Here is a 26,132-nt window from a genome sequence, read left to right as displayed (position 1 = left end):
AGACCACCGCGGCTTGATAGAGCCGGATATCGCTTCGCAAAGGCGCCCGTTCGGTGATGCCGCCTACGTCAATGTGCGTGGAAAATCGCGCTTACGTTGAACCTGCGAGACAACGACGATCATCGCCCTTCCGGATTGAGGAGCGATGCCCGGCAGTCGGAACATCGAACAACCTGGTAACCACAGTCGTAACTGTCGTGTGACGTTAGCAAATCTGCTTTCCGCTGCAGCACATCGCTTTGCCCTTCAAAGAACAGACCCGATGAATGCCTTTGTCCGCGGGTGCTTAGGTGCTCCCAGTACCTCCGTCGGGGGACCTTGCTCGATGATGCGTCCACCATCCATGAAGATAACGCGATTGCTTGCCTCTCTTGCAAATCCCATTTCGTGCGTAACGACGACCATCGTAATGCCGCTCAGCGATAGATCTTTCATAACGGAGAGAACTTCATTGACGTTTTCCGGATCGAGGGCGCTGGTCGGCTCATCAAAGAGCATAACTTTTGGCCGCATGTTGAGGGCGCGAGCGATAGCAACGCGCTGCTTTTGACCGCCCGACAATTGTGCGGGATAAGCATTTTCTTTGTCCGACAGCCCAACCTTCTTGAGTAAGGCGCGCCCTCGTTCCGTTGTTTCGGCCCTATCTTCCCTTTTTACGCCGACAGGGGCCTCGATGAGATTCTGCATCACGGTCATATGAGGAAAAAGATTGAAAGACTGAAACTCCATTCCCAGACTCAGCCTGTTCTTCGCGATCTGCGATTTGGGAAGCTCGATCAGAGCTCCGTTTTCCTCACGGTAGGCAATCAGCTTTACGACCGCACAGCGCTCCACACCTTGAGGCATCCGCCCGAACATCATCATGAGGCCATGATCTCGAAAAGGACCATGACCCCGGCAAGGACAAACAGGCTTGACTAAGTCCCGCAATTAAAGGGCCGAAACACAGGTGTACAGAGTGACGTGTGCTCAAGCCACTTTGAGGCGGCGGAACCCAGGCTGCCATTCGCCGGTATCGCGCCTTTTGAGGGTATGATTGGCGCGGCATCACGCGAATTCGCAACGATGGTTGAGACCGAGGCAAGAATCTGGCAGTTTTGGATAGAATGAAGTCGAAAAAAGATATCGGTAAGTCTGCATCACCAAAGCCAGCGCACTTGCTGCAGCAACTCGCGCGCGCGCCGGAACAATTGTTCGCCGAGGCGTTCCGTAACCAGTACGGCGCACTTTGCTTTCGCGACATCAATGGCGGTGGCGAGTTCGAAATACTCGTAATCACATCGCGAGACAGCGGACGCTGGATCCTGCCCAAGGGGTGGCCGATGAAGGGCAGGGAACCTTACGAAGCTGCCGAGATCGAGGCCCGGCAGGAGGCTGGAGTTTGCGGAAAGGTGTGGAGGACGCCAATTGGCCGCTATACCTATCTGAAGGACCTCGACGACGGCAGAGTCGTCCCGTGCATGGTGGAAATGTTTCAGCTGGAAGTGAACGAGGTCAAGACCAACTTCAAGGAACGCGGACAGCGCCGGGTGGAGTGGGTGAGCCCCGACGAGGCGGCCCGGCGTGTTCGCGAGATCGAACTCAAGTCGCTGATTGTCAATTTCAAGCCCCGCAGAGAGCGCGAGTGAGGCGGACTAAGACCGAGTGTCGAACGCAACTTGGCGATGCTATTGCCCGCCGCGCCACCTTAAACCGACGTTGTCTCGGCCCTCCGACTTCACTTGTCGGTGTTTCGACGTGGAACAGTCGCGCCGATTGACAATTGACAACGGGCCGGGGCGTCATGCCGGTGTGCAGTGTGAAGATCCGGTCAAGCTCTCGCTGGAATTTGAGGATCGCGGGTAAGCGAACGTCAATACTTCCGAGTCTTCAGGTGCTGCGCTGCAGGCTGGTGAACCAATGACAGCGTTATGTCCTACCAAAACGGCTTGGTCGCGGTCACTCCGGCGGCGCCGAGAGAAATTGCAGCCTTGACTGTTGCCGGATTAAATCAGGTTTGTCCGAGCGTTTCGCAAATGCGTGATGACGCGGTCCGCCATAGAAACGCAGCGCGCTCCGTCGAACGGAAACAGCGACGAGAAAGCTCCCACCAACTGCCTTTCAATCGCGGTTCGCATCATTTTGCGTGCGCGGTGCAGCCGGGTCTTGGCGGTTCCCGCCTTGATGCCGAGGTAAGAGGCGACCTCCTCCGTACTCATCCCCTCAACGTCCCGCAATATGAAAACTGCGCGGAATTCGCTGGGTAGCCCATCGACTGCCCGCTCAAGCAGGCGGCGCGCCTCGCCGCGGGAGAACTCGGTCTCGGGGTCAGCGACCGAGAACGAGGTCGGAAATTGCAGCAGCTCGCCCCGTTCTGATTCTACAGCCATGTCGATCTCCTCCAAATCAACGTTTGGCCGGCGGCGTCGTACGCATCCGATCGCCTCGTTGAGCGCGATCCGGGTGAGCCAGGTGGAAAGTTGCGCCTCATCGCGAAATGCATCGAGATGGGTGAAGGCGTGCACATACGTCGCCTGGACGATGTCCTCCGCTTCCGCGTCGTCCCGGACGATGGCACGGGCCGCTCGAAACAGGCGCCGATTGTGTCGCTGTACCAGGACACGAATGGCCATCTCGTCGCCCGTCCTGGCATGGACGACGAGATCGGCATCGGGTAGCGCTGCCAGGTCTGGCAGGTGCCTCGACGCCGCGGTGGGGATGGCAACCATGATCACTCCAGCAAAATTCCGTGCATCTACCGCCCAGCCTATGGCTGGACGTCGAGCGTGCCGGTCATCATCGGGTGAAAGCGGCAATAGAAATCCACTTTTCCCGCGTGCTTGATCGTCATGCTTTTTTGCGACTTCGGCGGCAAGTCGATGTCGAAGCTCTTGTCGCGCGCAGTCGCGCTATGGCGGAGTATATCATCATTACGCCAGGTGACCACGTCGCCGACATGCAACGGCGAAGCCGTGCCGAATTGCATTTGAGCGATGATGATGTCGCGGTTGGCGGCCACCGCGATTGCGGGGCCCCCAAGCACGAGTGTAGCGAATACCAACGCCGCGAGGATGCGAAACGGAGAGCGCATGGCGAGACTACTTGACCATCGATGCAAGGTGCTCGGCATGCATCTGGTGCTCCTTGAAGAGCTTCAGACCCGTCTGCAGCAGCGATTTCAGTTCGCCATTCTGAGCCGACGGGATCAGCAATGTCTCAAGCGCGCCGTTGACCTGCTTGTGATAGGCCACCTCGTTGTCGACATAGGCCTTATCGAAGGCTGCGCCATGAAGCTTGGAGAGCTTTTCCAGCTCGGCTTTGGCGGCAGACGACAGCGATTTGCTGGTGTCGTTGTCTTCGGGCTTGACGTTCAATTTCTTGAGGAGGGCAAGCGCCTGCTGGTTCACGGCCGTGTGGTCGCGCTCCATTGTCTCGGCGAATTGCCGAACCTCGGCGTTCCTGCTCACCTTGAGAGCCTGCTTGGCGGCGGCGACGTCGATCTCGCCAGCCGTGTAGGCGATATGGGCGATCTGCGGATCCGTCGGCTTGTCGACGGCAAACGCCGCTGTCGCAAGTGCCGCAGCCATCGCCGTTGCCGTGAGAAGTTGCTTGAACATGTTGGTCTCCTATCCTCCATCGGACATTTCAGACGCCCTCGACACCTGAAACAGTCATTAGATGCGATTGCCAGCAAAAGGTTCCCCAAAAACTGTAATGACCTTCGAGGCGTGCTGGCGAAACAGCGCATCAAGCTGGAAAGATCTTCGCCACAATTATTCTAAGGGTCGTCCCCACTTGGGCTAAACGCTGATGGGCAGGCGCTCGGTTGGTGAGCCAATTCTCATCGAAGCGATCACTAAGAGGGCCGCCTGCGGGCGTGCGTCAGTTGGTTTCCGCGACCGCTTTGGCGGTATGCGAGCGCGTTGCCTTCGAGAAAATGAAGCTTGCGGTCGAGTGCTACTGCTTGAGAGAATGTGAGCAACGCGTCCGACAGCACATCATTTCCAACGGTTTTATCAGATCCAAACGCGAGCTGACGATCAGTCGCTTGATCGATAACTTGCTGGCATCTCAACAAAACCAGGGGAACTCATTCTGATGGAAATGTCAAAAGAACAAATGCACTGGATAGTGAAGGTCTTCCAACCCGAGAGGACGGTAGCGTCGCTCCCGGGAGCGGCATCGCTCACTGGGCAAGTCCGCGCCGCTTTGCTGGGGCTCGACCCGGACTACTATTCAACAGAACTTGCCAAGCTCACTGCGGGCGCGAAATCGTCGGCTCGGATGCTGCTGCCAGAACCCGATGTCGGCGCAATGATTGACCAGCTTCCCCTGCGCAAAAACGCACGAACTTCGCCTTTGGCGATAGCCGGACATCGGATCCACAGTCCTGGGCAGTCATCCTGCAAGAGTTGATTTTGGCGCAGCGGCCCAAAGACAACATCTCTGTAGTCGCAAGCGCCGTCAGTGGCGATACGACTACTCATGGGCTGGTCCGGATCGATGAAGTACTGGCCGGCAGTCCGGACTGGGTCTTGTTCTTCCTCGGATTGAACGACGCGAGGACTCAGGGTCCTGAACCCACCAAGACAATCGTTCACCACGACGAGACTGCTCGAAATCTTGCTGAACTCCGGTCCCGCGTCACGAGTGAGACAGAAGCGCGATGCCTATGGATCACGCCGCCCGCAGTGAATGAGAGCCAGGTATCCAAACAATGGGCCCTATCTCACTTCGGTGTGCGCTTTCGCAACGAAGACATTGCGGAGGTTGCGACGGCGATGCGCAGTCTGGGTGATCCGGTCGTTGATTTGTTTGAAAGGCTTGACGCTTCATCGCTGAATGAATTGCTGATGGAGGACGGAGTTCACTTCACTCAGGCGGGACAGCAGAGGGTCGCGCTCGAAATCGTTCGGTCCTGGAGCGAGCAGAGATGAAGTACCTTGTCACTGGCGCGACGGGGAATGTGGGCTCGCTGGTCACAAACCGCCTTCTCGACGCAGGCGAGACGCCTCATGTGCTCGTCCGCGATGCGAGGAAAGCACGGAAGCTATTTGGTGACCGTGTGGAGATCCGGGTGTGCGACCTCGCAGGCTCGTGCACTGACCTGAGGGGCGCATTTCAAGGGTATGACGCTCTTTTTCTGATCAATACCGGGCCAGACCTGGGCGAGCGGGACCGCGTCTGTGCGCTGGCGGCGCGCGATGCAGACATCCAGCATCTCGTCAAACTCTCAACGCTCGACGTCAAAACCGGTGTCGGGACCGGCCCGTGGCGCGCGCGCGGAGAGGCGGCTATCCAGGACAGTGGCATGCCCTACACGTTCATTCAGACAGCGGCGTTTATGTCGAATGCGTTGAGCTGGGCGGACCGGATCCGCAACGACAGGGTGCTTTCTTCATCGACCGGCGAAGGGAAGATTGCCTTCATACACCCCGACGATATTGCGGAGGTGGTCGTGTCGGTTTTGTCTCATGGGAAGGCCCTGAATGACGCGCTGGTCATTACAGGCCCGGAACCTCTAAGTTATAGAGAGATGGTCACGGCCATCGGTGAGGCGACAGGCAACGCTATCCACTATGAAACCTTGTCGGACGCCGATGCCATGGCGGACGTCTTAATGTGGGCGGATCGCGCCTATGCCGAGGCGCTGGTCGATATTTGGCGTGCGATTCGAGAGGGCGCCTCGCCACCGTCAGCGATGGCGTGCAGCAGCTACTTGGATGCCCACCAAGGTGCTTTAGCGATTGGATAGCCGAAAACATCAGCAATTTTACTAGAAGACCGAGCCGATCCTGATGACCTTTTACCGGCCCAGTTCAGGATGGGCGGACAGGTAAGCGAGGATCGCTTTCACCGCCTCGCCTTTGGCCTCGCGAGACGTGAGTGGCGACATTGCTACCCCGTGGACGACGCCTTCCACCAGACTTGGCAGGACGAACAGGATGCGGTTCATGCTCTCAGAGCCGCGCTGGACGATGGCCTGCTCAAATACAGCCCCCAGCGCGCGGCGAAAATGCTCCGGCCCCTCATCGACCGACGAGGAGATCAGCTGGTGTAATTCCGCTTGGGCGGAATGCAAATCGACAAGCTCTTCAACGAGATCGACCACCGATTCAATGAAAGACGATGACTTATGGGCTGCAATATTGCGTTCCAGTATGTTTCGAACGTCCCCGACATGGCGCTCATGCAAAGCGCTGAAAACCGACCTCTTGTCCGGGAAATACTGATAGAGTGAGCCAATACTGACCCCTGCGACCTCAGCAATGCGGTTCGTCGTGATTGAGGCGACCCCATGCCGTTTCACGACCACGGGGACGGCAGCAAGGACGACCTCAACCGTTTGTCGTGAGCGCTGTTGCCTCGGAATACGCCTGGCGGAAGTATTGGCATTGCCTATCATCCCGTGAAAATATCAAACTGGCAGTGGCGGGTAAAGGACGCGACGCACAAGGTCATTTCGAGAATGCCTTGGGCTTTGTCGACGGCCGTTTAGCCAAAATTGACGCCGAAAGTCGATGGACGAATGGGTAGCAGCCTCAGGGAATGACTAAGTCCGCTTTAATGTCAGCAATCGGGTCGGGAATTGCCTGTTTTCGATCTATTGACGATTAACCACTACCGCAGGTCGCTTCTTCGAAGCGGACGGACCTCAATCGGCTCCAAATCTGTCATTCCAATCGGAAAGGCCGATGTCCGCTATTGAAAGAGGGTGTTGATTTAACATTTTAACACAGTTCGGAGGGACAAAACGGCGCTACCGTATTTTATATCAGTAGCGGGCTGCTACCTTGATATACATCGTAATACGATATAGCAAAAGGACTGCTGTGATAAGCAGCACACCGCGTGACAAGCCCATCGCATTTAAGTTGCGCGACAACATTGTGCGGGTCTGGATGAAGCGCTGGAGGATTTGCGGCAAAAGGCTATGACTTGCTCGACCAAAAGGAATCAAGCCTTTGGGGAGCTCTATGTAGGCAATGGATATAGATATAGTTCTGCTGGCGAACGATTTTCGACTTCGGGCGCTGTACCTTGATTAAAGCTTCGATCGATCCCGGTGAGCTTACAATTGTCCGATGCCGAATGGGGTTTGACCAATATAAAACTTAGCCGAAAGCGATGCTTCCATGGTCTCAATCCTTGTCACGATGGCGGTCAAATGAGAAAGAGCAAACAGTGGCAAACGGGCCGACCCATCAGTTCCTGATCTACAAGATCGTGCCGATCGAAATCGACGGGATCGATTTTTCGTTCACCAACGCCTCCCTATTCATGGTGGCTGCAGCGGCCATTTCTGTGGGCTTTCTATATTTCGCGACTTTCAGTCGAAGCGTCATCCCGACCCGTACGCAGTCTGTCGCGGAAATATCGTATGAGTTTGTCGAGTCGATGCTCAGGGAGGGAGCGGGGATCGAAGGGATGAAATTCTTCCCGATGGTCTTCTGCCTGTTCATGTTCGTATTGACTGCAAATTTGATCGGCATGTTTCCCTACTTCTATACGGTTACAAGCCAGATCATCGTTACTTTTGCGCTTGCGCTGTTCGTCGTCCTGACCGTCGTCATCTATGGTTTCCGGAAGCGCGGTCTTGGCTTCCTAAACCTCTTCGTGCCGCGTGGCGTGCCGGCAATACTTCTGCCGCTCGTCGTGATGATCGAAATCATTTCCTTCCTATCGCGGCCGATTTCACTCTCGGTTCGTCTTTTTGCCAACATGCTCGCTGGGCATATCACAATCAAGGTATTTGCAGGGTTCGTCGCCTCGCTCGGATCCCTGGGACTGCTCGGCATCGGCGGCGCCACTTTTCCCCTAATCATGACCGTCGCCCTCACCGGTCTTGAATTCCTGATGGCTTTCCTACAGGCTTATGTCTTTGCCTTGCTGACTTGCTTGTACCTCAATGACGCCATCCATCCTGGTGGACACTGAGAAATCTAAATTGAATGGCGGGATGAGCAGGTTGGTCGCGAGAGTTCACCGCGGACGCGACACGCCGCCGACCGGTTTCATCAGGTTCAGAAACTTCGCTTGACGATCGAAGAACAGATGAGCCTTTCTGGGGGGTGATAGGAAGATGCGATCATTGACGCTACGACATATCGCAGGCGAGCCCGTCGCGCGCAAGCAATGTCGCCAGGAGATATTCGAGATGCTCAATGCGTTGTGCTAAAAAGGTCTGTCTCACAGCGAGACCAGCGTCGGCGGCACCCTTATACACGTAATCGCTTCAATGGGATGCTTGGTCATAGGGCTGCCAGTCATCGCAAGACGGCCTTCACCAAGGGCTTATGCTTCTGCCGAAGCGGGATGCAGAGACGAATATTTCGCCTGAGATTATTCGACCCCGGCAAGGCTGGCGTCGAGCTCGAACAATAGATCCTTTTCCGCCTCCAGACCGATCGAGACCCTCAGTAAACCTTCCTTTATGCCCGCAGCCTTACGTGCTTCGGCACCCATGCCGACATGGGTCATGGTTGCTGGATGAGCGATGAGGCTTTCGACACCGCCCAGCGATTCCGCCAGGGTGAATATCCGCAAGCCGGAAACGAAATGGCGAACCGCTTCAATTCCCCCTTCCAGTTCGAAACTCAACATGGCTCCAAAACCAAATTGTTGTCGAGCCGCAAGGTCGTGGCCGGGATGTGTTGCGAGACCTGGATAATGGACGGCACCGACCTTCGGGTGTCCGGATAGGAAACGGGCGACGGCCATGGCGGTTATCTGCTGTCGTTCCAGTCGGGCAAAAAGGCTGCGCACACCGCGAAGGGTCAGATAGGAATCGAAAGGTGAACCAGTGACACCGATCATGTTGGCCCATGCTTTCAGCTCGTCGAGGTCATCGGCGTGCGCCGCAATAACGGCGCCGCCGACGACATCGGAGTGCCCGTTCAGATATTTTGTCGTCGAGTGGATGACGAGGTCGGCGCCAAGAGCAATCGGACGCTGCAGCGCCGGTGACAGAAATGTGTTGTCGACAACGACGCGCGCTTGTGCCGCCTTCGCCAGCCGGGAAATGGCGGCAATGTCGGCGACGCGCATGAGCGGATTGCTTGGCGTTTCAACGAAAACCAGCGCAATGCCCCGGCTTAATGCGGACGTCAAAGCCTCTTCATTGCCCTGATCGACAAACTCCACGCTAAAATGGCCTTTGTCTCGCAGTGCGGCTAACAGGCGATAAGTCCCGCCGTAGCAATCATGCGGCGCAATCACCCGATCGCCCGGCTTCAGCAGGCCAAGGACGAGGTTGACGGCCGCCATCCCGGACGATGTCACCACCGCACCGACACCGGCCTCGAGCTTGGCCAGCGTGTCGGCAAGCAGATCGCGCGTGGGATTGGAGGTTCTGGAATACTCGTAGGTCTGTGCCTGCTCGAATTGCCTGAAGGCGAAATTGCTGGAGAGATAAAGTGCTGGCGTGACGGCGCCATGAGCGGTGTCGCCGGCGATCCCGTTTGTGGCCGCGATCGTTCTGAAATCCTTGTTGGTCGACACTAGAGACTTGCCTTTCACGAATGGGAGTGGGGTCTTGCAGCGATGTTCATCACGTGTGGATCGATCGGTTCCGTGCCGCACGTCGCGGCTGTTGTCGGCCGCCAAGCACTTGGTTGAAGTGTGGCTCCCGTGGCGACTATAATTCCTTATTTGCGAATGACAATGATCGATCATTCTCTATTCGAGCGAGACGGTGTATTGATATCCGACGCAGAAAAGGGATGGTGTGATGTTTGTTGAGCGGGCCCAAAATGGAGACTATATCGTCGACTCCTCGGAAATCGCCGACCGGTTCGGTCTGTCTCTCAATGATTTTCGCCGCTACGTGCAACGCGGTTCAATCACATCCTCTCTGGAGGTGGGGACGGCAGACGATGAAGGCAGCAGGCGGCTGTCACTGCGATTTGGTAATCGAATATGGCGGGTCGTTTTGGATGATGAGAACCAGGTTCGGCACGAGGAAATGACCTTCCTTCGCACCCACGCGCGATCGCCCGCGTCTTGATGCTATCAACTTGCCGGCTGCGATATTCCAAACGCTCCGCAAGATCACGTCGTCATCGACGAATGACGTCCCGACTTAGCGATCGCGGATGAAATCCATGAGCACGACGGCATTATTGTGCTCGCGATCTCTCGCTCCACAGAGAAGCGTCACCATAGATTTTTCGATCTGCTCTTCGAGCGCGTGGACCGCCACCGCGTCATTCTTGAGTTCGTCCCGATAACGCTGACGAAATTCATCCCACTTGTTGGGATCGTGGCCAAACCAGCGTCGCAGATCAGTGCTTGGCGCGATGTCTTTCAGCCAAATATCAACATGGGCGCCGTTCTTGTTCACGCCTCCGGGCCATAGACGATCAACAAGGATACGCTTGCCGTCACCTTCTGCCGCAGGCTCATAAATTCGCTTGATGTGCAGACGCATGTTTCACTCTACCGTCTTCGTAGGCGCTCCCAAGTCGGCGTCCTTTCCTATGCATTCGAGTGAATGAATCGGCGCCAAAAGGTCATCGCATGGAATGCTGGCACGCTGCTCATCGTCATTGGACGAGGAGATCCGGTGGTTTAGAGCCACAAGAGGCTGTGGACCTGAAAGTCCTCAAGTCGGAGGGGAACCGGACAAAAATCGCAAATATTTGCGTGCCGATTCCGATGGCAACATTGGCACTACTTACAGAAGCCTGTTGCCGCCAGCCGGCAAATTACCGACGCCTCCGATACCGCATATCCATGCCGTTATGGATTCTGGTCGAAATCTCGGTCGACCGTATACATCCAATGGCGCATGTGGTCGAGCAAGAGAGCAATGTCATATTGCCATTCCAGAGCGAGAAGCCTGAGATCCATGGGGCCGGATTGCAGTCGAGTGTAGAGCATTCTTTTAAGTTCGGCGAGCTCGTCAGCGGTTGGCGAATGCCGGGGCGAGCGCTTCTGTTTGGCACCACGCGATAGACGTTCGGAAAATTGCTCTAAATCAGTCTTCGTTTCGGCGATCGTCTTTGCCATCAAACCATCCTCCCAACGCACAATATATCGCATTACGATGTATTGCAACATCACGTTAGAGGCGCTGTTGCCGTCAGGTGGTTTTGGCCTGTAGGCGCTGCAGGATACTGATGAGTTCTGGCGCCATTTCCCGTATTTCCTTCAGGTGGACGGCGCTTAGGCTTAGCAGGAGTGCATCGGCCTTCGCGGTCAACGTCAATGTCTGCCGCCGCTTATCCTCGGGATCCGAGTGTCGCGTCACCAAATCGGCTGCACCCAGTCGTCCAACGAGTTCGGTTGCGGTGTGTGGCGCGATAAGCAGGCGGTGCGCCAGCGATCCGATGGTCATTGCCTCATCGACGGGATGCCCCTTAATCGCGAGCAACGCTTGGTGTTGTTGGCTTGGTAGACCCTCTTCCTGCGCCGCTGATGTGCTGAAGTCCATAAATCTGCGCAAGGTGTAGCGCAAATTGGCAAGCGTCTCATAGTCGCTGCCACTCAAGGTTTCTTTCGTCATCGTTACGGCCTCAGGTTATGCATCGGTCTAGATCGGCGTGATTTATGCCATCCAAGCGATTTTCTCCAGCTTGCGCCGATCCTGCAAGATGCGCAGCGCCTGCATGAGTTCCGGGGCCATTTCTCTGATTTCGTGCAGATGCGCACCGCTGAGCTTCATTAGAATGCGCTCGGCGCTCTCCGTCAACTTGACAATCTGACGCCTCCCATCGGCTTCGCTTGATGTGCGCTCAAGATAACCCGCTTCGGTGAGCCTATTGACGAGCTCCGTCGCAGAATGCGGCGCAATCAGCAGGCGATCGGCGAGCATCCCGATGGTCATCTCCGTTTCAAGCGGCAGCCCCTTGATCGCAAGCAGCGCTTGATGTTGTGGTGGCGTCAGGCCTAGATTCGACACTTCTGCGTTACTGAACTCCGTAAATTTTCGCAATGCATAGCGGAGGTTCGCGAGAGCTTCATAGTCCCCCGGCGAAAGGGCATCCTCGTGTGTTTTTTTGCTCATGTTTCAACTCCGATCACAAGAATATTGATTCATATCGTATCACGATATATGTGGTGCGCGATGAGAAAATGTTTCTCCGCTGAAGAGCAGCGTGATCTGGAGACAACGTATTGATAAACCCCGAAAGCAGACCACAATATCGTCAACATGATTTCACAGGCGGACTTGCTCGACGGGAGGCCGGCGACTTCACCACAGACAAGCGCGTACTTCTCCTGATCGGAATGGCCATCATCGTCGGCACCGGGGGAGCCTTTGCGGCCTGGCTTCTGGTCAATTTGATCGCGCTTGTGACGAACGTTGTATGGTTTGGACATTTCAGCACCCAAGCCTCGTCACTTGCAAATGCCGCACGATCCCCTTGGATGGTGGCGGCTCCGGTGCTAGGCGGGCTCGCAATTGGCTTAATGGCTCGGTTCGGTTCGGAAAAAATTAGAGGCCATGGTATTCCCGAGGCAATCGAGGCCATCCTGATCGGCGGCAGTCGGATGTCACCCAAGGTGGCGCTTCTGAAGCCGCTCTCATCTGCCATCTCCATTGGCACAGGTGGACCTTTCGGCGCGGAAGGGCCAATCATCATGACCGGCGGCGCCATTGGCTCGCTGTTTGCGCAATGTTTCCATATGAGCGCAGCGGAGCGTAAAACGCTCCTGGTGGCCGGTGCTGCATCCGGCATGACGGCGATTTTCGGATCGCCGATCGCGGCGGTGATGCTGGCCGTTGAACTGTTATTATTTGAATGGAAACCACGTAGCTTCATTCCAGTTGCGGTAGCAGCGTGTGTTTCAATTTACTGGCGGTCGTTCCTCTTCGGACAAGGCCCACTCTTCGCGACCAATTTCCAGAGCCATATTCCCTGGTGGGGCGTGTTCCTCTGCGTGGCGATGGGCATCGTCTCCGGGCTGCAGTCCGGCTTGCTTACGACTTTGCTTTACAAAATCGAGGATGCCTTCGAGCGGTTACCGATCCATTGGATGTGGTGGCCAGCGCTCGGTGGTCTAATAGTCGGGCTTGGTGGGTTGATTGAACCGCGTGCTCTGGGCGTCGGCTACGATGTTATCTCGGATCTACTAGGTAGCCATATCGTTGCTAAGGCAGTCTTTGCGATTCTTCTCGTCAAGGCGGGGATCTGGCTGGTCGCGTTATCGTCTGGAACTTCGGGGGGCGTGTTGGCGCCACTCCTTATTCTCGGCGGAGCTCTTGGATGGCTCGTCGGACTGGTCTTTCCAGGAGACCCGGGCTTCTGGGCTCTTCTCGGCATGGCCGCGATGATGGGCGGGACGATGCGAGCGCCGCTGACCGGAACCTTCTTTGCCGTTGAGATTACGGGCGACATCAGCACGCTTGTACCGTTACTGGCCGCGACGGTCACCGCATATGCAGTTACCGTCCTCTTGCTTCGCCGTTCCATTCTGACTGAAAAGATTGCGCGTCGCGGCCAGCACATCACCCGCGAATACGGCATCGATCCCTTCGAACTGACGCGTGCGTCGGAGATTATGATCCGGCAGGTCGATACCCTATCCGCAACTATGAGCATTGGGGAAGCTTGCAGCTTTTTCTCCACTCAGGAAAAGACCCATCGCATCTACCCAGTTGTGGAAGACGATGGCCTACTTGCTGGTGTGGTCTCCCGCGCCGACGTGTTGCGCTGGCGGGGTGACGCGGGACTTTCAACACAAAGTCTCAGGGAGAACGTCTCCGATAGCTCGCTTCCTGTTGGACATCCGGATGACACCGTGGGATTTATCGCCGATCTGATGCTTGCAGGAGATACTGGGCGCATCCCGATCGTAGATCGCTCGACAGGCAAGCTTGTTGGCCTGATAGCTCGCAAGGATCTGTTGCGGTTGAGGAGCTCCCTGAAATCTGCCGAACTTGAGCGGCGTCCATATTTTGGAGGCGAACCGGAGCCGATGCTCGATCAATGACTGCCGTTGAGGCGTCAATTTTTCGTCGAACCGCGCAAGTAGGCGAGCAACACCCCACGCACGACTTGAGCAACCTGTGCGGGCGCAAGGCCACCGATGTTTGCTGATCCGTGAGATCCACAAAATGAGAAGATGCGCTGGTGCGCGCCTTCTCTGGATTGGGAGACGCTCACCAAAGTGCAACATACCTGATCTTCAGGGTAGCGGCACGGCCTCTCAGCGGATGTTGCGCGTCCGAGTGAAAATTGCTGCCTGTTCCTTGCGCAATGCGCCCATGACCTCGACTTCCTGCGCCACTAGGTGGTGCTGAGAGCTTTCTGAGGCGCGAGCATCACCCGTCTCGGTCCCCGATGGTCCACTCTATTCAGCTGTGAAAGGTGATTATTGCAGGCACACTAGTCTTCCATAGCCCAGAAAATGGTGTTGCAGTCGTTTGTGGCGGGCCGGCATGGGAGATCAATGCAGGTTCTGAAATCGCGGACCGAAGCAAGATCGCATATGTGAAGAATGCGCCGATGCAGGAGTTTTGGAGACACCATAGTACCCGCTCGGGCGCAGCTTTTAGCCCGTGGGCGACATATTTCGACCCGGTCTGGCTATTTTCAAAGGTTTACCGCAGACTATGCAAACGCGCACCGTTGCGCGAAGCAGCCTTTTGCCGTCCTAAACGAAATAGCATTGCGGATCTAGCGCCCGTACCCACCAGTGTTGCGACCGAAGTATTGACTGCACCAGAACTTGAAGCGGCACAGCGCATGCGAGATCTGTTTATCCGAGAGCACATGCTCCAGTCATTACTGGACGAGACAATGTTGAAAGCCAGAACTAGAGGAGTATCTCATGCTCAAGACATATTCTGGAAGCTGCCATTGCGGCGCCGTTCGTTTCGAGGCAGAGGTCGACATTAGCGCGGGCACCAGCAAATGCAATTGCACGATCTGTGCGAAGGCGCGGCTTTGGTCGGTCAATGCATTTCCCAAGGCATTTCGGCTTGTGGCAGGTGAGCGCGATCTCACGGATTATCGAGGTCTTAAGAACTCTGTCGCGCATCACCTATTCTGCAAGCACTGCGGCGTCAGGCCATTCGAATGGGTCGATGTTCCGAATTTGAGCGGAACAAAATACTACAACATCAACGTCGCTTGTCTCGACGAGGTTGACGCTGATGAACTCGCCGGAGCACCTGTGACATATTGCGACGGTTTGAATGATGATTGGGGTAGTATCCCCATTGAAACGCGCAATCTCTAAGGTCGTCTTGCTGCGGTGATTGCTTCATTGCATGGCAAGTTCTGACTTTGTTTTCCTGCGACATGCGGCGAAGCTCGACAAACCAGGTGAGCTGGAGTTTCCTGGAGGTAAACGTCTGGCGTCTACTTGGTTGAGAGAATGCGAAACCGTTTTGGCGTTGACCGTGATGCGGATCGGACTGCCATCGGCAATGTCCTGCGGCCTATCGTATTCATAAACCCAGACCTCCCCGAAGGTGCGGTTTCGGCCAAGGGCAGGACGGGCAGAGACGCAGCACCTCGACCTCGTTCATGACGCGCCGCAGTGGCCCGAGTGGATTTCGCTCAAATCTGAATTCTCTTCAGCAGAATTATTTCTTCTTGTCATTCTTCTTAAGAGAAATATGATCGCCTGATCGTGCGCCATCGCACGGTTTAGACGAGGCATTCCTGACGTGTTACTCGAAGCTCTGCTATCTAACCTCATTCAAATTGGAACCCTCAGTGTAACTTTCCCTGACGGAAGCAAAAAGCAATTCGGCTCTGGGGGCGAACCAAGGGCCGCGCTCGAAATCCGGACCAACCGCGTCAAGCGACGTCTGGTCCTCAATCCGGCACTGGCGCTTGGCGAAGCCTACATGGATGGCGACCTCGTACCAAGTTCGGGAAATATTTTCGAGCCACTCGACTTTCTAACGCTGAACTGGATGGAAGGAGGGCAGCACCTCTTCGACAAGGCATTGGAAAAGTTTAGGCGTCTCAAGCGATGGGTTGACCAGTTCAACTCTGTTAAGACGTCCAAGCGGAACGTGGCACATCACTATGATCTGGACGGTCGTCTTTACTCGATGATGCTAGACGAGGACATGCAATACTCCTGCGCCTATTTCCCCGAAGGCAATGAATCTCTCGAAGAGGCGCAGCTCAAGAAGAAAAGGCATATCAGTGCGAAACTCAAGCTGGATCGCCCCGGCTTGGAGGTCGTCGACATCGGATGCGGCTGGGGCGGTATGGCGATCTTTCTGGCCCGCGAGTACGACGTTCGGGTCACGGGCCTGACGCTTTCGGAAGAGCAACTGAAGGTCGCCACAAGAAGAGCGCAAGAGGCTGGCCTGTCCGATCGTGTCTCATTCAAACTTCTCGACTATAGAAACTTGAGCGGACTGGTCGATCGCGTCGTGTCCGTGGGCATGTTCGAACATGTAGGGGTCGACCACTACAAGACTTTCTTCGACAAGGTTCGATCGATGTTGAAGAGAGACGGCGTGGCTTTGATCCATGCGATCGGCCGAGCCGATGGACCTGGCAGCACCAATCCATGGATTGCCAAGTATATTTTCCCCGGGGGTTACTCTCCTGCACTTTCGGAAGTGCTCTCGGTGGTGGAGAAATCCGGCTTGTGGGTGACCGACGTTGAGATACTGCGCCTCCACTACGCAAAGACTCTCGAGCAGTGGAGACAGAGGTTCGAGAAAAACAGGGCAACGCTGGCTGGACTCTACGACGAGCGCTTTTGTCGTATGTTCGAATTCTATCTCATCGTGTCGGAGCTTGCGTTCAGGCGGATGGGCCACATGAACTGGCAGCTCCAGCTGACGCGGGACATCGCCGCATTGCCACTTTCCCGCGATTACATAGTCGACGATGAGCGTCGGAGGTCTACAGTGCTTCCCTATCAACACGGCAAAGACAAGATTTCCAATCAGAACCTGCCTGCCAGCGACAGCGCCGGACGCGGCAACAAAGGAGCCTGAGCTGGCCTTGCGACCTTGCGCGGCTTGCAGAAACAAATTGCTGTTTGCGTCGTTGACGGGACCGTATGCCCTGTGGTCTGCATCAGCGCGCGACACGCACATGCTGTTCCGTCAGATCGGTTGAATAAGAGCTATTAGAATGATGCACACGACTTGCCGATTTGGATCGGATCGGATCGGATCGGGAAGTTGCGTTGAAAAGTGAAATCATTCAACGGGCCTGCTTGCCGTTGATCGCATGGCTCTGGCTTGTGTCGACGCGACGAGATCTCAAAAATCTAATCCGATCAATGTTGAAAGAGGGACGAGGCAGCCACGCGCCCAAAAAATTCCTTTCGATTTCGCAGCAACCTCCTTCATATATGTCATGATATGATATATTATGCCGAGGAGCGAAAGGAGGTAACTATTGGTCGGGCCAACCGAAGGTAAGGCCGTCCAATCCATGGAGGAGCGTAAAGTGGAACGGCTTGATGCAAGCATTGAGGGTTCGACAGGGCTCGATCGTGATGTACGGTTCTCTCGTGAGATCACCGGAAGCCTGATGGTGCCGAGAGATCGGGTCTTTGAACTCCACGGAACGATCGCTCACGATTTAATTGTCGAGGTAGACGCTGGCTTGGCGTACAGCGTTGCAGTCGGCTTTCTCAAAAACCGGGGAGGCGATGTGCGCGTCTTCGGCTCGGTTAGACGGGAGTTGGATTCTGACCAAACAAGACCGCCGACCTCGACGTTGCCGAAATCAATCAGAATCGGATCGAGACCATTCATGTCTCCGAGCGGAATGATTTCAGCTGGATGGCGGATTGAAAGCTCCGACCTTGCTGCTCTTGGCCACAACGGTGATTGCACATTTCCTGTGCTACCGAACGGCAGCGCGTCCGAAGACAATGCGGTGCGTTTAGAACTGAGCGGTTGTCAGGTCGATGTTCGCAATGCGGCAGTTGTCAAGCGTCTTCACCAAGCCGTTTGGATGGCATATGATGGCTGAGATAGTGCACTTCAAAACAATTAAAGCTCGTTCCCCACAGCGCCGCGCTGCAGGTGCTGACCATAAGGCAAATCTGCGCCATCCAAATTTGCGGAGCCCATCGACACTTCGCACCGTTGTCGATGCCGCAAAGAGAAATCCTAGAGCAACGCGGTTCGCGGTGGCGCTCCTCAAAACGGCAGTCATTCCCCTTGTCATCTTGCTTTGCTCGATAGTGGCTTGCGCGATGGTTGTTGAGCATGTCAGTGGCCAGCCGGCTTACTCAGCGAGGAGCAACATATCGGCGGTCGCCGCAGATTTCCTTAGATGAGATCTTGAAGGCATCAGCCACGGAACGACTTCGGAGGCGATCGCTTTGAGCGCCATGGTGGAGGCGCGGATTGCGAATTCATTTTGGCTCGCTTCCCCATGACCGTCGGCCTCGCCCTAGTGTGGATGCTGCCATCTGCCTTTCTTTCGTCAGCGCCAGCGTAGCGCTTAGTAAGCATCATATGCCGATGGCCGCCGACGGCATCCGTCCCATCAGGTAACTTGCCAGCCTGGCCTGCGTCACTATATCGTTTCGTGACAGACAAAGGATGACATGCATGCTCTCCGACAGGCGCCCTAGGCGATCTCACACGCGCGCTCTTGAGAGGATTGAGCCTCTGAATCCTGAAGTCTATCGTGGCCTTGCGGGCGTGCGGCTCACCATGCGCCGGTTTCTTTCATTCAGTGAGGCGGCGCTTTCCGAAGTGGGTGTAACGTCGCAGCAATATCAAGCGCTACTCGTGATGAAGGTCGCGCCGGGGCAGCAGATCATGGTGCGCGAGCTAGCTGAACAGATGCTGTTGCAACACAATGGTGCGGTTCAGTTGGTCGACCGGCTTGAGGCCGCAGGCCTTGCGGTCCGCAAGCCCTCACTGCAAGACAAAAGACGCGTGTTGATCGGTCTTACCGAGATTGGTGAAGAAACGGTCGAGCAGTTAGCGAGGATCCACCTCAAAGGCATGTTCGACAATGAGAAACTACTGGTCGAATCTCTGAGGCGACTTCGGCGTCTATCGAGACCAGAGTGAACGTAGCAAACTAGCATTTGTCACAAGCGCCAGCTTCGGAGGAATTATTGTGATTTTCAGCACAACGAGTGGTTAAGCAGATCTGTCGAATGGGAAAAGACGCAGCATTGGAGGAACAAGCACCGCTCGACTTCTGTAGTTTAGCATAAACTCCAACACCTGCTTGATTGTGGACGGCTCTACTGGCTTGGTGATGACGCCAATAACTCCAGAAATGCCATCGGAGACGACCTCGGGATTGGCAGTTACCATGACGACTGAAATGCCGAATTCGGCTGCCAGAAATTGCCCGATGCGTGGGCCGGTTGCACCGTCTATGAGGTGGACATCCACCAAGGCGAGTTCTGAACGCGGTGCGAGACACTTCGCACTTTCAAAGCTATTGGCAATTCCCGATGTCAAGTATCCGAGGTCATGTACGATTTCTTGAAGATCGATTGCGATTAGCGGATCGTCCTCAACGATCAAAACACGGTTCATCAATTCCCCTTGCTCGCAATTTTTCGCCAACTCGCATGATCCGTTACTGCCTCTCTGAGCGCGATGAATGACCTGTCAGTTGAGAGCCAAGACGGTATGATTGCCTTGTAAACTCCAACACAACCTGCTTGCTCACCAAACGTTCAGAGTGGTTTTACATCGATCGACGTTAAAATATCATGAGATGATACAAAATACGAGTGAGACGAGACTGGTCAATTGCGACCACGAATGTGGTCCGAAACGCGCTTGAAATGTCTCGACCAAAAACCTCATCATCCTTGGTGATGTTCTAAGTAATAGGCTTAGCGCAGTGTCCTTGATATTCTACGTGGACGTCCTCACCGAGGCAGCATCGGGGCGTCAGCGAGGAATTCATCTTGCCGGCGAGGTATCGACGATCGGAATCGGGGATATTGTCCGCGCCCCGAGCCAGAATTCGCGTAAGTTCCCTGCATGGAGCCTGCAGGCGGGGCAACGCCTGAGTTGCGCTGCTGCCTGCATCTTCGAGCAAGCGCTTGCAACTACAGCTTTGGCCATTCTTGATGTCCGCGACGACCATACGCTCTAGGCTCTCATCGGACCTGCAGTGGCGCTATGCCAGCTAATCGGCAACAAAGCTATCACTGAGACCAATCAACGCTGGCAGAGATTGAGAAACCGGCGGCGGCTCACTGCGCTGGAGTTGAAAGGTGACCCGGCCATTTATTTGGTATTCCAGTAAGTAACTGATCGAGAGACTTAGTCCGTTGGTAGACAGACAGTGTCGCAACCTGACGAACCGCATTTCGAGGTCTGCGACTATGCCAAGGAAAACGAGTTGGTCGGGATGAACGTCGGAAGTCGAGACGATAGCGCAAAGCGAGACCTTCTTCTGAACCGGTAACCTGCGCCGATGACAGAGCGGTAGGAAGCTATCTAGGAACGATGCCGCGTCATGTTTTTGGACGCAATCGTACGTCACGCCTCATCGCGGGCGTTGGTTTTCGTTCGCGCGCAGTAGCCTTCGACCTTGCCTCGCAGGAACAGAAAACTGTGGGAGGGCGCATTATTGAGTTCAGGAAGTACAGGTTCTATGCATACACTTCGGATCAGCACGCGCAGATAGCTGAAAGCCTGCATCTAAGACAACAAAACTGACGCGGCAGACGCCGATGCTCTGTGCGAGGTGGTTACTCGGCTCGCCACGCTTGCGCATCGAAAATCACTGGTCGCGAAGGTTGCCCGAAGGATACCCAATGGCGGGACCTTTGTTCATCCTTCAGCTCATGAGAGTGGCATTCTGTTGACAATCAGTTTTCGTCTTGCAGTGGGGCGGGATATGTGACCGTGCCATCGTCTTCCAAGCGCGCGCCGGACGTCAGCCGAGCCGGTTCGATGCGAGTTGACCCCATGATGTGGAACACCGTCTCGCCGCGGGCGATAAGATAATCGGCAACGATGCGGCGGTGACATCGCCACCAGACCGCCTCCGAACACATGATTGCCGACCGTTGCTTGTGTCCCTCCTCAAGCAAATGCTGAAGGTTCTCCTGAAACGGAGCGGTAAGCGCATAATCGGCGTAGTTGTGGAAGCTCTCGTTTGTCCACAGACCGTTCATCGCAGTCGGGAACGTCTTGGCGTTGCCGCGAAGGCCGCCGAGAGCCGCGATATGCTCGTATGAAACCTGAGCCTCGGACAGAGCGATCGAGAGCGCGTCCTTGTTAAACTGCGGATTGGCCCGCGACATCGGGATCTTCCGGATATCAATGAGACGCTCCACCTCGGCCTCTCGCAAAAGCTCAAGGAAGACGGGGAAACTCCGATTGGAATGGCCAATGGTAAAAAAGGGCAATGACTTCATCGAGAGCGTCAGGCATGGTCGAGGGCGCTGCCTTTGTGGGCGGCGATGTGGTCGGTCTTGTCGCTCTTGATCTCATATTGCGGCTCATCTTGGCTCGCGCGATGCGTATGGCCCTTGTAGTCAAAGTCGCTCGTGTGGACGGCGATGATCGTCCCCGACACTCGGCCAGCTTCAGAATTCCAGCTGACATGATCGCCGACCGCAAGTCCTCTCGTCATTTGCTTAATCTCCGATTCCAATGGGAACAAATATCCATGATGCAATGCTTCTGCCAGGGACTAGTTCCGAACGAACAGCTTAAAAGTGTCGAGCGATCACTCTCAGCTTTCCGTATGAATATCCGGATTCAGCTACCAGGGTCACAGTCCCGTGGGTGAATGTCTTTAATTTCGAAGTCGGCTTCGTGAAATTCCGGTTAAAGGCTTCCTCCAATGGATTGAGCCTGCAAACGCCATGCTTTTCCAAATTGCACGATCGAATGGAATGGGCGAGCGCACGATTTTCCACATAGCCTGACGTTCACCAAATTGAATGTCGCCGTCATTGCGGGCGATAGCATCCCTCAATCAAGTGGGCGATCAAAGTTTTCGGACAGCACCTTCAGAATTTGGCGAACGCCGGGGTGTTCGCACGTATAGTATCGGAATTGAGCACAGCTGCGTACGCTGACCAACTTCAATTCGCGCAGCTTCGTCAAATGTTGGCTTAGTGCGGATTGCGATATTCCTAGCTCCTCGCTCAGACTACTGACGCCCTTTTCGAAACCCAAAAGACGAATGCAAATTTCCAGACGTTTCGGATTGGCTAACAGAGATAAGACTTCTGTGTGATAGTGGAGGCGTGTATCATCGTAGTTTAAATACATGGAATTACCATTGGCTTACACATCAGTTTGAGCGAGAAGGCACGCTATCAAAATAGTCTGCACATACTGTCCGTCAATACAATTGTTATTTTCTGTGGATTATTAATTCCTCGATACAAGAGGTAATTTATATTAAAATTTCAGAATGCAGCGGCTTCCTATTTGAAAAGTATGCTTCATAAAAACTTGCATATTTGCTACGGTTAGACTAACCTTAATACCCACCTGATTGCTGTCTTGACGCGCCCGTTTCGACAGCAACTGTTGCCCTGCTTTGACACCCCACGTCATTGCAGGGCAACGCCTTTCCTCCACTGCTGATTCCGGTCATTCCTGCCGCATAAGTGCTGACTCATGCCGAAATGAGGAATATTGCATCAACCGTTCTGAAACAAAGACCTCCTGAATTTAAGTGTACGCATCCGAGTTGGGCCGCATTGTGCAGTGAGTGAGAGTGTGGATGCTCGGTCTATATAGACGGCAATATAGACGGTGCTTCACACATGGACTTGACGAATGATCTCACCGGGCATTTCAGCCGGATGGAGATTGTCGATAGCGGGCGTCGCCGGCGTTTCACGGATGAAGCGAAGCTGGCGATCGTGGCTGAGAGTTATAACGGCCCGCGACAGGTGACGGCCACGGCGCAGCGTCATGGGATCACGCGCTGGCAGTTGAATGCCTGGCGCAGGGCCGCGCGGGAAGGACGGCTTGTCCCCCGCTCGGCAAACGGATTTGTTCCAGCGATCGTTGTTGCCGAGCCTGTTGTCGCGAGCACGCCGCCTACGGCGACTGTCGCTGTGCCGCCTTCTGTCACCGCGCCCGGTCGCATGGAGGTGGTGAGTGCGAACGGCCGGCGTGTGATCGTCGGTCGGGACGTCGACGTGGACGTCCTGCTGCGGCTCATTTGTGGTCTGGAGACGTTGCGATGAACCCGTTTCCGATGGGAACGGGGGTCAAGGTGTGGCTGGCGACGGGACATACAGACATGCGGTGCGGCTTTCCTTCGCTGGCCCTTCGGGTGCAGGAGGTGTTGAAGCATGACCCTCTGGGCGGTCATCTGTTCTGCTTCAGGGGGCGCCGAGGTGATCTAATAAAATTGATTTGGCATGACGGCCAAGGCGCCTGCCTGTTCACGAAAAAGATGGAGCGCGGGCGGTTTATCTGGCCCAATGTTGAAGGCGGCGCCGTCGCGATCTCGGCCGCACAGCTTTCTTATTTGCTGTCGGGAATTGACTGGCGGGCGCCGCAGGAAACTTGGCGTCCGACACGGGTCTGAGCGCCTTCGTCATTGAATTTGTTCAGGAAATATGCTCTAAAATTTGCATGTCATTGCCACCGCTTTCCCTTCCGGACGATCTTGCCAGCGCCCACGCCGCGCTGCTGGCGGAACGCGAGGCGCGGTTGCAGGCGCAGGCCGAAGCGACCAAAGCCAAGGCAGAGCTTTCCAGCATCGAGGCACTCAACGCCCATCTGCAATTGCTGATCGCCAAGTTGGAACGCGACAAACACGGTCCGAGCCGGGAGCGCACCCAGCGGCTGATCGACCAGATGGAATTGCAGCTCGAAGAGCTGGTCGCTAACGCGACCGAGGACGAGCTTGCGTCCGAAGCGGCCTCTGCCAAAAGCCAGACCGTTCGGGCCTTCACTCGCAAGCGGCCGGTGCGCAAGCCTTGGCCAGAGAATATCGAGCGCGAGCGCATCGTCATCGACGCGCCGACCGCCTGCACCCATTGCGGTAGCGAACGGCTGTCGAAGCTGGGCGAGGATACTACCGAGACGCTGGAGGAGATCCCACGCCGCTTCAAGGTGGTCGAGACCGTCCGGGATAAGTTTACTTGCCGGGAGTGCGGCTGCATCAGCCAGGCGCCGGCGCCGTTCCATGCCACACCGCGCGGCTTTCTCGGCCTCAACCTTCTCGCCACTATAGTCTTCGACAAATTCTCCGAGCATCAGCCGCTCAACCGCCAGAGCCGGCGCTTCCGCAGCGAGGGAATTGATCTGTCCACCCAGACGCTTGCCGACCAGGTTGGCTACGTCAGCGCCGCCGTCAAGCCGCTCTTCGATCTCATCGAGACCCACGTGTTTGCGGCCGAACGATTGCATGGCGACGACACCACTATCCCGATTCTCGCCGAAGGGCAGTGCATCACCGGCCGCATATGGACCTACGTTTGCGACGATAGGCCCTTTGGGGGACAGTCGCCACCGGCCGCTGTCTTCTACGCCTCCAGCGACCGGCGTGGCGAACATCCACAAAAGCATCTGGCCGAGTTCAAAGGCATTCTGCAGGCTGACTGCTATAATGGCTTCAATCCGCTCTTTGATCGTACGAAGAAACAAATACCGGTGACGCCCGCTTTCTGTTTTGCCCACGCGCGCCGGAAGTTCTTCGAGCTGGCCGACGTCTCTCGCAGTGCTCGCCGCGGTAAAGGCGCGCGCCCTGTCTCGGCGACGGCATTGGAAGCGGTTAAACGCATCGACGCGTTGTTTGCCATCGAGCGCGATATCAACGGCACAAGCGCCGAGAAGAGGCTTGCCGTGCGCCAGGAAAAGAGCAAGCCGCTGCTCATCGAGCTGGAGGCCTGGTTGCGCCAGGAACAGGAGGGCCTCTCACGCTCCTCACCGGTCATCGAACCGATCAACTACATGCTGTCGCGCTGGGTCGACTTTGCCAGATACGCCGATGACGGCAGGATTTGCATGACGAATAACGCGGCGGAAAGAGCCCTGCGCGGCGTGGCTTGCGGCAGAAAAAATTGGAGCTTCGCCGGTTCCGATCGGGGCGCCGACCGGGCCGCCATCATGCTGACCCTGATTACGACGGCTCGCCTCAACGACATCGACCCGAAGGCCTGGCTTGCCGACGTGCTGGCCCGCATCGCCGAGCTTCCCGTCTCCCGCCTGCATGAGCTCTTGCCTTGGGAGTGGAAGGCGATCAAGGCGATGGAAATCCCGGCTGCCGCGTAAACAGTTTCCGAAAAAGCTCTTCCGACCGGCGAAGCCCCTCGTCCGTCAGCACCAGTGACTTCGACTTGTTCACCGGATCGCCGATCAGGCCTTTCTGATGCAAGCGATCCGTCGTCGCCCAGTCAAACCCCTTCCAGGCGCAACGCTCGTTGTGAAGCGTCAGCCATAGCAATGCCAGCACCGCGTCGTCGATTTTGTCCTCGTCGATCTCCATTCCGCAAGCTTACCATGCGCGACCGCAAAGATCCCTGCGGCCTACCTCGGATGGATACATTTAAGTGGTGTTTGGGCGACCACCTGAACGTTTCACGCGCCCTCGATGGATCCGTGGACCCATCCGTGATCGAGCGAGTGGAAACAGAGAGGCTTTGCCCCCTAGTGGGGGCAAAGCTGAAGTACTATTGGGCGCTTCATGCGAAATGGGGGCATCTTTCGCACAGCGGTACCATATTGCTGGCCCCTGGCGGTACCCTGAATGATATCGAATGGATCCCGACAACATGGGAGTGAGAAATTCACTTAAATTGCGGCACGACAGTGGGTGCTTAATCGGTGTCGCCAGCCATGTCCGGCGGTTCGTCACTGCTTCCGACCATTTGGGCATTTAGCTGTGCGTGTTCAAGCGATTTGGAGGCGCCACAGCCCTGGGGAAATGAGTTGCCTCCTTTCGGATGTTGTTGTTTGCGCAGCGTCTGCGCCTCGCTCATCCGAACTGCTGAAGAGATGTTGATGAAGCACAGCGATGCATCCGGCGAGCGAAATCCTTGCATGATCCGCCGGAACCAAGGTTAAATCTCGTTTTGGCAGGATGGGCGCCCAGCGGTCGACGCATGGCGACGGCGGTTCTAGGAATTCAAAATGAAATTGGCGTCTTCCTAGTTGCGCAAACGATGGAATATCTCCAGCCAGAATTGATACTCTTCCTCGTTACCTTCGCACCAGGCTTCAAAAGCGCACCATGCCGCTGCAGTTGGCGCGTTGTCGCGATAAAGCGCGATCATGTCATGGACTTTCTGATGATGGT

Annotated in this window: 29 protein-coding genes; 13 read left to right on the top strand and 16 right to left on the bottom strand. The window is 55.7% G+C overall.

Going from position 1 to position 26,132, the window contains the following annotated elements:
- Positions 1 to 246: 246 nt before the first annotated feature.
- Positions 247 to 864, bottom strand: a complete 618-nt coding sequence (locus tag ACIQJ2_RS37405; RefSeq protein ID WP_400678066.1) for an amino acid ABC transporter ATP-binding protein — start codon at positions 862 to 864, stop codon at positions 247 to 249.
- Positions 865 to 1,106: 242 nt separating this feature from the next.
- On the opposite strand from ACIQJ2_RS37405, the gene ACIQJ2_RS37400 reads away from it, so the two are divergent.
- On the top strand, positions 1,107 to 1,628 hold the full coding sequence (locus ACIQJ2_RS37400; protein ID WP_400678065.1) for an NUDIX hydrolase: 522 nt from the start codon (positions 1,107 to 1,109) through the stop codon (positions 1,626 to 1,628).
- 357 nt (positions 1,629 to 1,985) lie between these two features.
- Here ACIQJ2_RS37400 and ACIQJ2_RS37395 read toward each other — a convergent pair whose 3' ends face one another.
- The 3 genes from ACIQJ2_RS37395 to ACIQJ2_RS37385 are packed head-to-tail and all read right to left on the bottom strand — an operon-like array spanning position 1,986 to position 3,596.
- Positions 1,986 to 2,708, bottom strand: a complete 723-nt coding sequence (locus tag ACIQJ2_RS37395; RefSeq protein ID WP_400678064.1) for an RNA polymerase sigma factor — start codon at positions 2,706 to 2,708, stop codon at positions 1,986 to 1,988.
- Positions 2,709 to 2,746: 38 nt separating this feature from the next.
- The gene (locus tag ACIQJ2_RS37390; protein ID WP_400678063.1) at positions 2,747 to 3,070 is read right to left on the bottom strand and encodes an amicyanin; all 324 of its coding nucleotides are present in this window, start codon (positions 3,068 to 3,070) and stop codon (positions 2,747 to 2,749) included.
- A 7-nt stretch (positions 3,071 to 3,077) separates the two neighbouring features.
- Entirely contained in the window at positions 3,078 to 3,596 is a 519-nt protein-coding gene (locus ACIQJ2_RS37385; RefSeq protein WP_400678061.1) for a DUF4142 domain-containing protein, read from the bottom strand.
- A 795-nt stretch (positions 3,597 to 4,391) separates the two neighbouring features.
- Between ACIQJ2_RS37385 and ACIQJ2_RS37380 the strand changes: the two genes are divergently transcribed.
- Together ACIQJ2_RS37380 and ACIQJ2_RS37375 are read left to right on the top strand one after the other, a co-directional pair.
- On the top strand, positions 4,392 to 4,916 hold the full coding sequence (locus tag ACIQJ2_RS37380) for an SGNH/GDSL hydrolase family protein (RefSeq protein ID WP_400678060.1): 525 nt from the start codon (positions 4,392 to 4,394) through the stop codon (positions 4,914 to 4,916).
- On the top strand, positions 4,913 to 5,734 hold the full coding sequence (locus tag ACIQJ2_RS37375) for an NAD(P)H-binding protein (RefSeq protein ID WP_400678058.1): 822 nt from the start codon (positions 4,913 to 4,915) through the stop codon (positions 5,732 to 5,734). The genes ACIQJ2_RS37380 and ACIQJ2_RS37375 overlap by 4 nt, the downstream gene beginning before the upstream one ends.
- Positions 5,735 to 5,785: 51 nt before the next feature.
- Here ACIQJ2_RS37375 and ACIQJ2_RS37370 read toward each other — a convergent pair whose 3' ends face one another.
- Positions 5,786 to 6,385 (bottom strand): TetR/AcrR family transcriptional regulator, encoded by a 600-nt coding sequence (locus ACIQJ2_RS37370; RefSeq protein ID WP_400678056.1) that lies wholly within the window; start codon positions 6,383 to 6,385, stop codon positions 5,786 to 5,788.
- A 779-nt stretch (positions 6,386 to 7,164) separates the two neighbouring features.
- Here ACIQJ2_RS37370 and ACIQJ2_RS37365 point away from each other — a divergent pair.
- A complete protein-coding gene (locus ACIQJ2_RS37365) occupies positions 7,165 to 7,917 on the top strand; it encodes a F0F1 ATP synthase subunit A (protein ID WP_400678055.1) in 753 nt (250 codons plus the stop codon).
- A gap of 405 nt (positions 7,918 to 8,322) precedes the next feature.
- Here the strand turns inward: ACIQJ2_RS37365 and metB are convergent, their stop codons facing one another.
- On the bottom strand, positions 8,323 to 9,480 hold the full coding sequence (gene metB / locus ACIQJ2_RS37360; protein ID WP_400678054.1) for a cystathionine gamma-synthase: 1,158 nt from the start codon (positions 9,478 to 9,480) through the stop codon (positions 8,323 to 8,325).
- 229 nt (positions 9,481 to 9,709) lie between these two features.
- Between metB and ACIQJ2_RS37355 the strand changes: the two genes are divergently transcribed.
- A complete protein-coding gene (locus ACIQJ2_RS37355; protein ID WP_400678052.1) occupies positions 9,710 to 9,985 on the top strand; it encodes a DUF6522 family protein in 276 nt (91 codons plus the stop codon).
- Positions 9,986 to 10,060: 75 nt separating this feature from the next.
- On the opposite strand, the gene ACIQJ2_RS37350 is transcribed toward ACIQJ2_RS37355, so the two are convergent.
- From ACIQJ2_RS37350 to ACIQJ2_RS37335, 4 genes are all read right to left on the bottom strand, one after another.
- Positions 10,061 to 10,408, bottom strand: coding sequence for a DUF488 domain-containing protein (locus ACIQJ2_RS37350; RefSeq protein WP_400678050.1), 348 nt, complete (start codon positions 10,406 to 10,408; stop codon positions 10,061 to 10,063).
- Positions 10,409 to 10,719: 311 nt separating this feature from the next.
- Positions 10,720 to 10,989 (bottom strand): hypothetical protein, encoded by a 270-nt coding sequence (locus ACIQJ2_RS37345; RefSeq protein WP_400678049.1) that lies wholly within the window; start codon positions 10,987 to 10,989, stop codon positions 10,720 to 10,722.
- Positions 10,990 to 11,062: 73 nt separating this feature from the next.
- Positions 11,063 to 11,485 (bottom strand): MarR family winged helix-turn-helix transcriptional regulator, encoded by a 423-nt coding sequence (locus ACIQJ2_RS37340; protein WP_400678047.1) that lies wholly within the window; start codon positions 11,483 to 11,485, stop codon positions 11,063 to 11,065.
- A 42-nt stretch (positions 11,486 to 11,527) separates the two neighbouring features.
- A complete protein-coding gene (locus ACIQJ2_RS37335; RefSeq protein WP_400678045.1) occupies positions 11,528 to 11,986 on the bottom strand; it encodes a MarR family winged helix-turn-helix transcriptional regulator in 459 nt (152 codons plus the stop codon).
- Between the two features lie 110 nt (positions 11,987 to 12,096).
- On the opposite strand from ACIQJ2_RS37335, the gene ACIQJ2_RS37330 reads away from it, so the two are divergent.
- From ACIQJ2_RS37330 to ACIQJ2_RS37310, 5 genes are all read left to right on the top strand, one after another.
- Positions 12,097 to 13,917 (top strand): chloride channel protein, encoded by a 1,821-nt coding sequence (locus tag ACIQJ2_RS37330; RefSeq protein ID WP_400678044.1) that lies wholly within the window; start codon positions 12,097 to 12,099, stop codon positions 13,915 to 13,917.
- Between the two features lie 840 nt (positions 13,918 to 14,757).
- A complete protein-coding gene (locus tag ACIQJ2_RS37325) occupies positions 14,758 to 15,168 on the top strand; it encodes a GFA family protein (RefSeq protein ID WP_400678043.1) in 411 nt (136 codons plus the stop codon).
- A 433-nt stretch (positions 15,169 to 15,601) separates the two neighbouring features.
- A complete protein-coding gene (locus ACIQJ2_RS37320) occupies positions 15,602 to 16,900 on the top strand; it encodes a class I SAM-dependent methyltransferase (RefSeq protein ID WP_400678042.1) in 1,299 nt (432 codons plus the stop codon).
- A gap of 445 nt (positions 16,901 to 17,345) precedes the next feature.
- Entirely contained in the window at positions 17,346 to 17,891 is a 546-nt protein-coding gene (locus ACIQJ2_RS37315; protein ID WP_400678041.1) for a hypothetical protein, read from the top strand.
- Positions 17,892 to 18,478: 587 nt separating this feature from the next.
- A complete protein-coding gene (locus ACIQJ2_RS37310; protein WP_400678039.1) occupies positions 18,479 to 18,949 on the top strand; it encodes a MarR family winged helix-turn-helix transcriptional regulator in 471 nt (156 codons plus the stop codon).
- A 72-nt stretch (positions 18,950 to 19,021) separates the two neighbouring features.
- Here ACIQJ2_RS37310 and ACIQJ2_RS37305 read toward each other — a convergent pair whose 3' ends face one another.
- The 4 genes from ACIQJ2_RS37305 to ACIQJ2_RS37290 all read right to left on the bottom strand — a co-directional run bounded on the left by ACIQJ2_RS37305 (position 19,022) and on the right by ACIQJ2_RS37290 (position 22,138).
- Positions 19,022 to 19,429 carry a response regulator gene (locus ACIQJ2_RS37305; RefSeq protein WP_400678038.1) on the bottom strand — a complete coding sequence of 136 codons (408 nt, stop codon included), beginning with the start codon at positions 19,427 to 19,429 and terminating at the stop codon, positions 19,022 to 19,024.
- A gap of 1,292 nt (positions 19,430 to 20,721) precedes the next feature.
- Positions 20,722 to 21,273 (bottom strand): DUF488 family protein, encoded by a 552-nt coding sequence (locus ACIQJ2_RS37300; RefSeq protein ID WP_400678036.1) that lies wholly within the window; start codon positions 21,271 to 21,273, stop codon positions 20,722 to 20,724.
- 8 nt (positions 21,274 to 21,281) lie between these two features.
- Positions 21,282 to 21,491 carry a DUF2945 domain-containing protein gene (locus tag ACIQJ2_RS37295; RefSeq protein WP_400678034.1) on the bottom strand — a complete coding sequence of 70 codons (210 nt, stop codon included), beginning with the start codon at positions 21,489 to 21,491 and terminating at the stop codon, positions 21,282 to 21,284.
- 344 nt (positions 21,492 to 21,835) lie between these two features.
- Positions 21,836 to 22,138, bottom strand: a complete 303-nt coding sequence (locus ACIQJ2_RS37290) for an ArsR/SmtB family transcription factor (RefSeq protein WP_400678032.1) — start codon at positions 22,136 to 22,138, stop codon at positions 21,836 to 21,838.
- A gap of 503 nt (positions 22,139 to 22,641) precedes the next feature.
- Between ACIQJ2_RS37290 and tnpA the strand changes: the two genes are divergently transcribed.
- Genes tnpA through tnpC form a run of 3 tightly spaced genes read left to right on the top strand, consistent with a single transcriptional unit; the run spans position 22,642 to position 25,108 of the window.
- On the top strand, positions 22,642 to 23,070 hold the full coding sequence (gene tnpA / locus ACIQJ2_RS37285; protein ID WP_400678031.1) for an IS66-like element accessory protein TnpA: 429 nt from the start codon (positions 22,642 to 22,644) through the stop codon (positions 23,068 to 23,070).
- Positions 23,067 to 23,417 (top strand): IS66 family insertion sequence element accessory protein TnpB, encoded by a 351-nt coding sequence (tnpB, locus tag ACIQJ2_RS37280; protein ID WP_400678030.1) that lies wholly within the window; start codon positions 23,067 to 23,069, stop codon positions 23,415 to 23,417. The genes tnpA and tnpB overlap by 4 nt, the downstream gene beginning before the upstream one ends.
- Positions 23,418 to 23,464: 47 nt before the next feature.
- Positions 23,465 to 25,108, top strand: coding sequence for an IS66 family transposase (gene tnpC / locus ACIQJ2_RS37275; protein ID WP_400678028.1), 1,644 nt, complete (start codon positions 23,465 to 23,467; stop codon positions 25,106 to 25,108).
- On the opposite strand, the gene ACIQJ2_RS37270 is transcribed toward tnpC, so the two are convergent.
- The gene (locus ACIQJ2_RS37270; RefSeq protein WP_003568294.1) at positions 25,077 to 25,322 is read right to left on the bottom strand and encodes a DUF6429 family protein; all 246 of its coding nucleotides are present in this window, start codon (positions 25,320 to 25,322) and stop codon (positions 25,077 to 25,079) included. The genes tnpC and ACIQJ2_RS37270 overlap by 32 nt on opposite strands.
- 331 nt (positions 25,323 to 25,653) lie before the next feature.
- Positions 25,654 to 25,878 carry a hypothetical protein gene (locus ACIQJ2_RS37265; RefSeq protein WP_400678027.1) on the bottom strand — a complete coding sequence of 75 codons (225 nt, stop codon included), beginning with the start codon at positions 25,876 to 25,878 and terminating at the stop codon, positions 25,654 to 25,656.
- Positions 25,879 to 26,132: the final 254 nt, after the last annotated feature.

This window comes from Rhizobium sp. NPDC092011, from assembly GCF_044756305.1.
Lineage (GTDB): Bacteria > Pseudomonadota > Alphaproteobacteria > Rhizobiales > Rhizobiaceae > Rhizobium.
This window is presented reverse-complemented; position numbering and strand designations above follow the sequence as displayed.

Bases quoted from the DNA above. Each gene is read 5' to 3' on its own strand.
- ACIQJ2_RS37405 (WP_400678066.1), bottom strand. From the start codon at position 864: ATGATGATGTTCGGGCGGATGCCTCAAGGTGTGGAGCGCTGTGCGGTC.
- ACIQJ2_RS37400 (WP_400678065.1), top strand. From the start codon at position 1,107: ATGAAGTCGAAAAAAGATATCGGTAAGTCTGCATCACCAAAGCCAGCG.
- ACIQJ2_RS37395 (WP_400678064.1), bottom strand. From the start codon at position 2,708: ATGGTTGCCATCCCCACCGCGGCGTCGAGGCACCTGCCAGACCTGGCA.
- ACIQJ2_RS37390 (WP_400678063.1), bottom strand. From the start codon at position 3,070: ATGCGCTCTCCGTTTCGCATCCTCGCGGCGTTGGTATTCGCTACACTC.
- ACIQJ2_RS37385 (WP_400678061.1), bottom strand. From the start codon at position 3,596: ATGTTCAAGCAACTTCTCACGGCAACGGCGATGGCTGCGGCACTTGCG.
- ACIQJ2_RS37375 (WP_400678058.1), top strand. From the start codon at position 4,913: ATGAAGTACCTTGTCACTGGCGCGACGGGGAATGTGGGCTCGCTGGTC.
- ACIQJ2_RS37370 (WP_400678056.1), bottom strand. From the start codon at position 6,385: ATGATAGGCAATGCCAATACTTCCGCCAGGCGTATTCCGAGGCAACAG.
- ACIQJ2_RS37355 (WP_400678052.1), top strand. From the start codon at position 9,710: ATGTTTGTTGAGCGGGCCCAAAATGGAGACTATATCGTCGACTCCTCG.
- ACIQJ2_RS37350 (WP_400678050.1), bottom strand. From the start codon at position 10,408: ATGCGTCTGCACATCAAGCGAATTTATGAGCCTGCGGCAGAAGGTGAC.
- ACIQJ2_RS37345 (WP_400678049.1), bottom strand. From the start codon at position 10,989: ATGGCAAAGACGATCGCCGAAACGAAGACTGATTTAGAGCAATTTTCC.
- ACIQJ2_RS37340 (WP_400678047.1), bottom strand. From the start codon at position 11,485: ATGACGAAAGAAACCTTGAGTGGCAGCGACTATGAGACGCTTGCCAAT.
- ACIQJ2_RS37335 (WP_400678045.1), bottom strand. From the start codon at position 11,986: ATGAGCAAAAAAACACACGAGGATGCCCTTTCGCCGGGGGACTATGAA.
- ACIQJ2_RS37325 (WP_400678043.1), top strand. From the start codon at position 14,758: ATGCTCAAGACATATTCTGGAAGCTGCCATTGCGGCGCCGTTCGTTTC.
- ACIQJ2_RS37315 (WP_400678041.1), top strand. From the start codon at position 17,346: ATGGAGGAGCGTAAAGTGGAACGGCTTGATGCAAGCATTGAGGGTTCG.
- ACIQJ2_RS37310 (WP_400678039.1), top strand. From the start codon at position 18,479: ATGCTCTCCGACAGGCGCCCTAGGCGATCTCACACGCGCGCTCTTGAG.
- ACIQJ2_RS37305 (WP_400678038.1), bottom strand. From the start codon at position 19,429: ATGAACCGTGTTTTGATCGTTGAGGACGATCCGCTAATCGCAATCGAT.
- ACIQJ2_RS37300 (WP_400678036.1), bottom strand. From the start codon at position 21,273: ATGAAGTCATTGCCCTTTTTTACCATTGGCCATTCCAATCGGAGTTTC.
- ACIQJ2_RS37295 (WP_400678034.1), bottom strand. From the start codon at position 21,491: ATGACGAGAGGACTTGCGGTCGGCGATCATGTCAGCTGGAATTCTGAA.
- ACIQJ2_RS37290 (WP_400678032.1), bottom strand. From the start codon at position 22,138: ATGTATTTAAACTACGATGATACACGCCTCCACTATCACACAGAAGTC.
- tnpA (WP_400678031.1), top strand. From the start codon at position 22,642: ATGGACTTGACGAATGATCTCACCGGGCATTTCAGCCGGATGGAGATT.
- tnpB (WP_400678030.1), top strand. From the start codon at position 23,067: ATGAACCCGTTTCCGATGGGAACGGGGGTCAAGGTGTGGCTGGCGACG.
- tnpC (WP_400678028.1), top strand. From the start codon at position 23,465: ATGTCATTGCCACCGCTTTCCCTTCCGGACGATCTTGCCAGCGCCCAC.
- ACIQJ2_RS37270 (WP_003568294.1), bottom strand. From the start codon at position 25,322: ATGGAGATCGACGAGGACAAAATCGACGACGCGGTGCTGGCATTGCTA.
- ACIQJ2_RS37265 (WP_400678027.1), bottom strand. From the start codon at position 25,878: ATGCAAGGATTTCGCTCGCCGGATGCATCGCTGTGCTTCATCAACATC.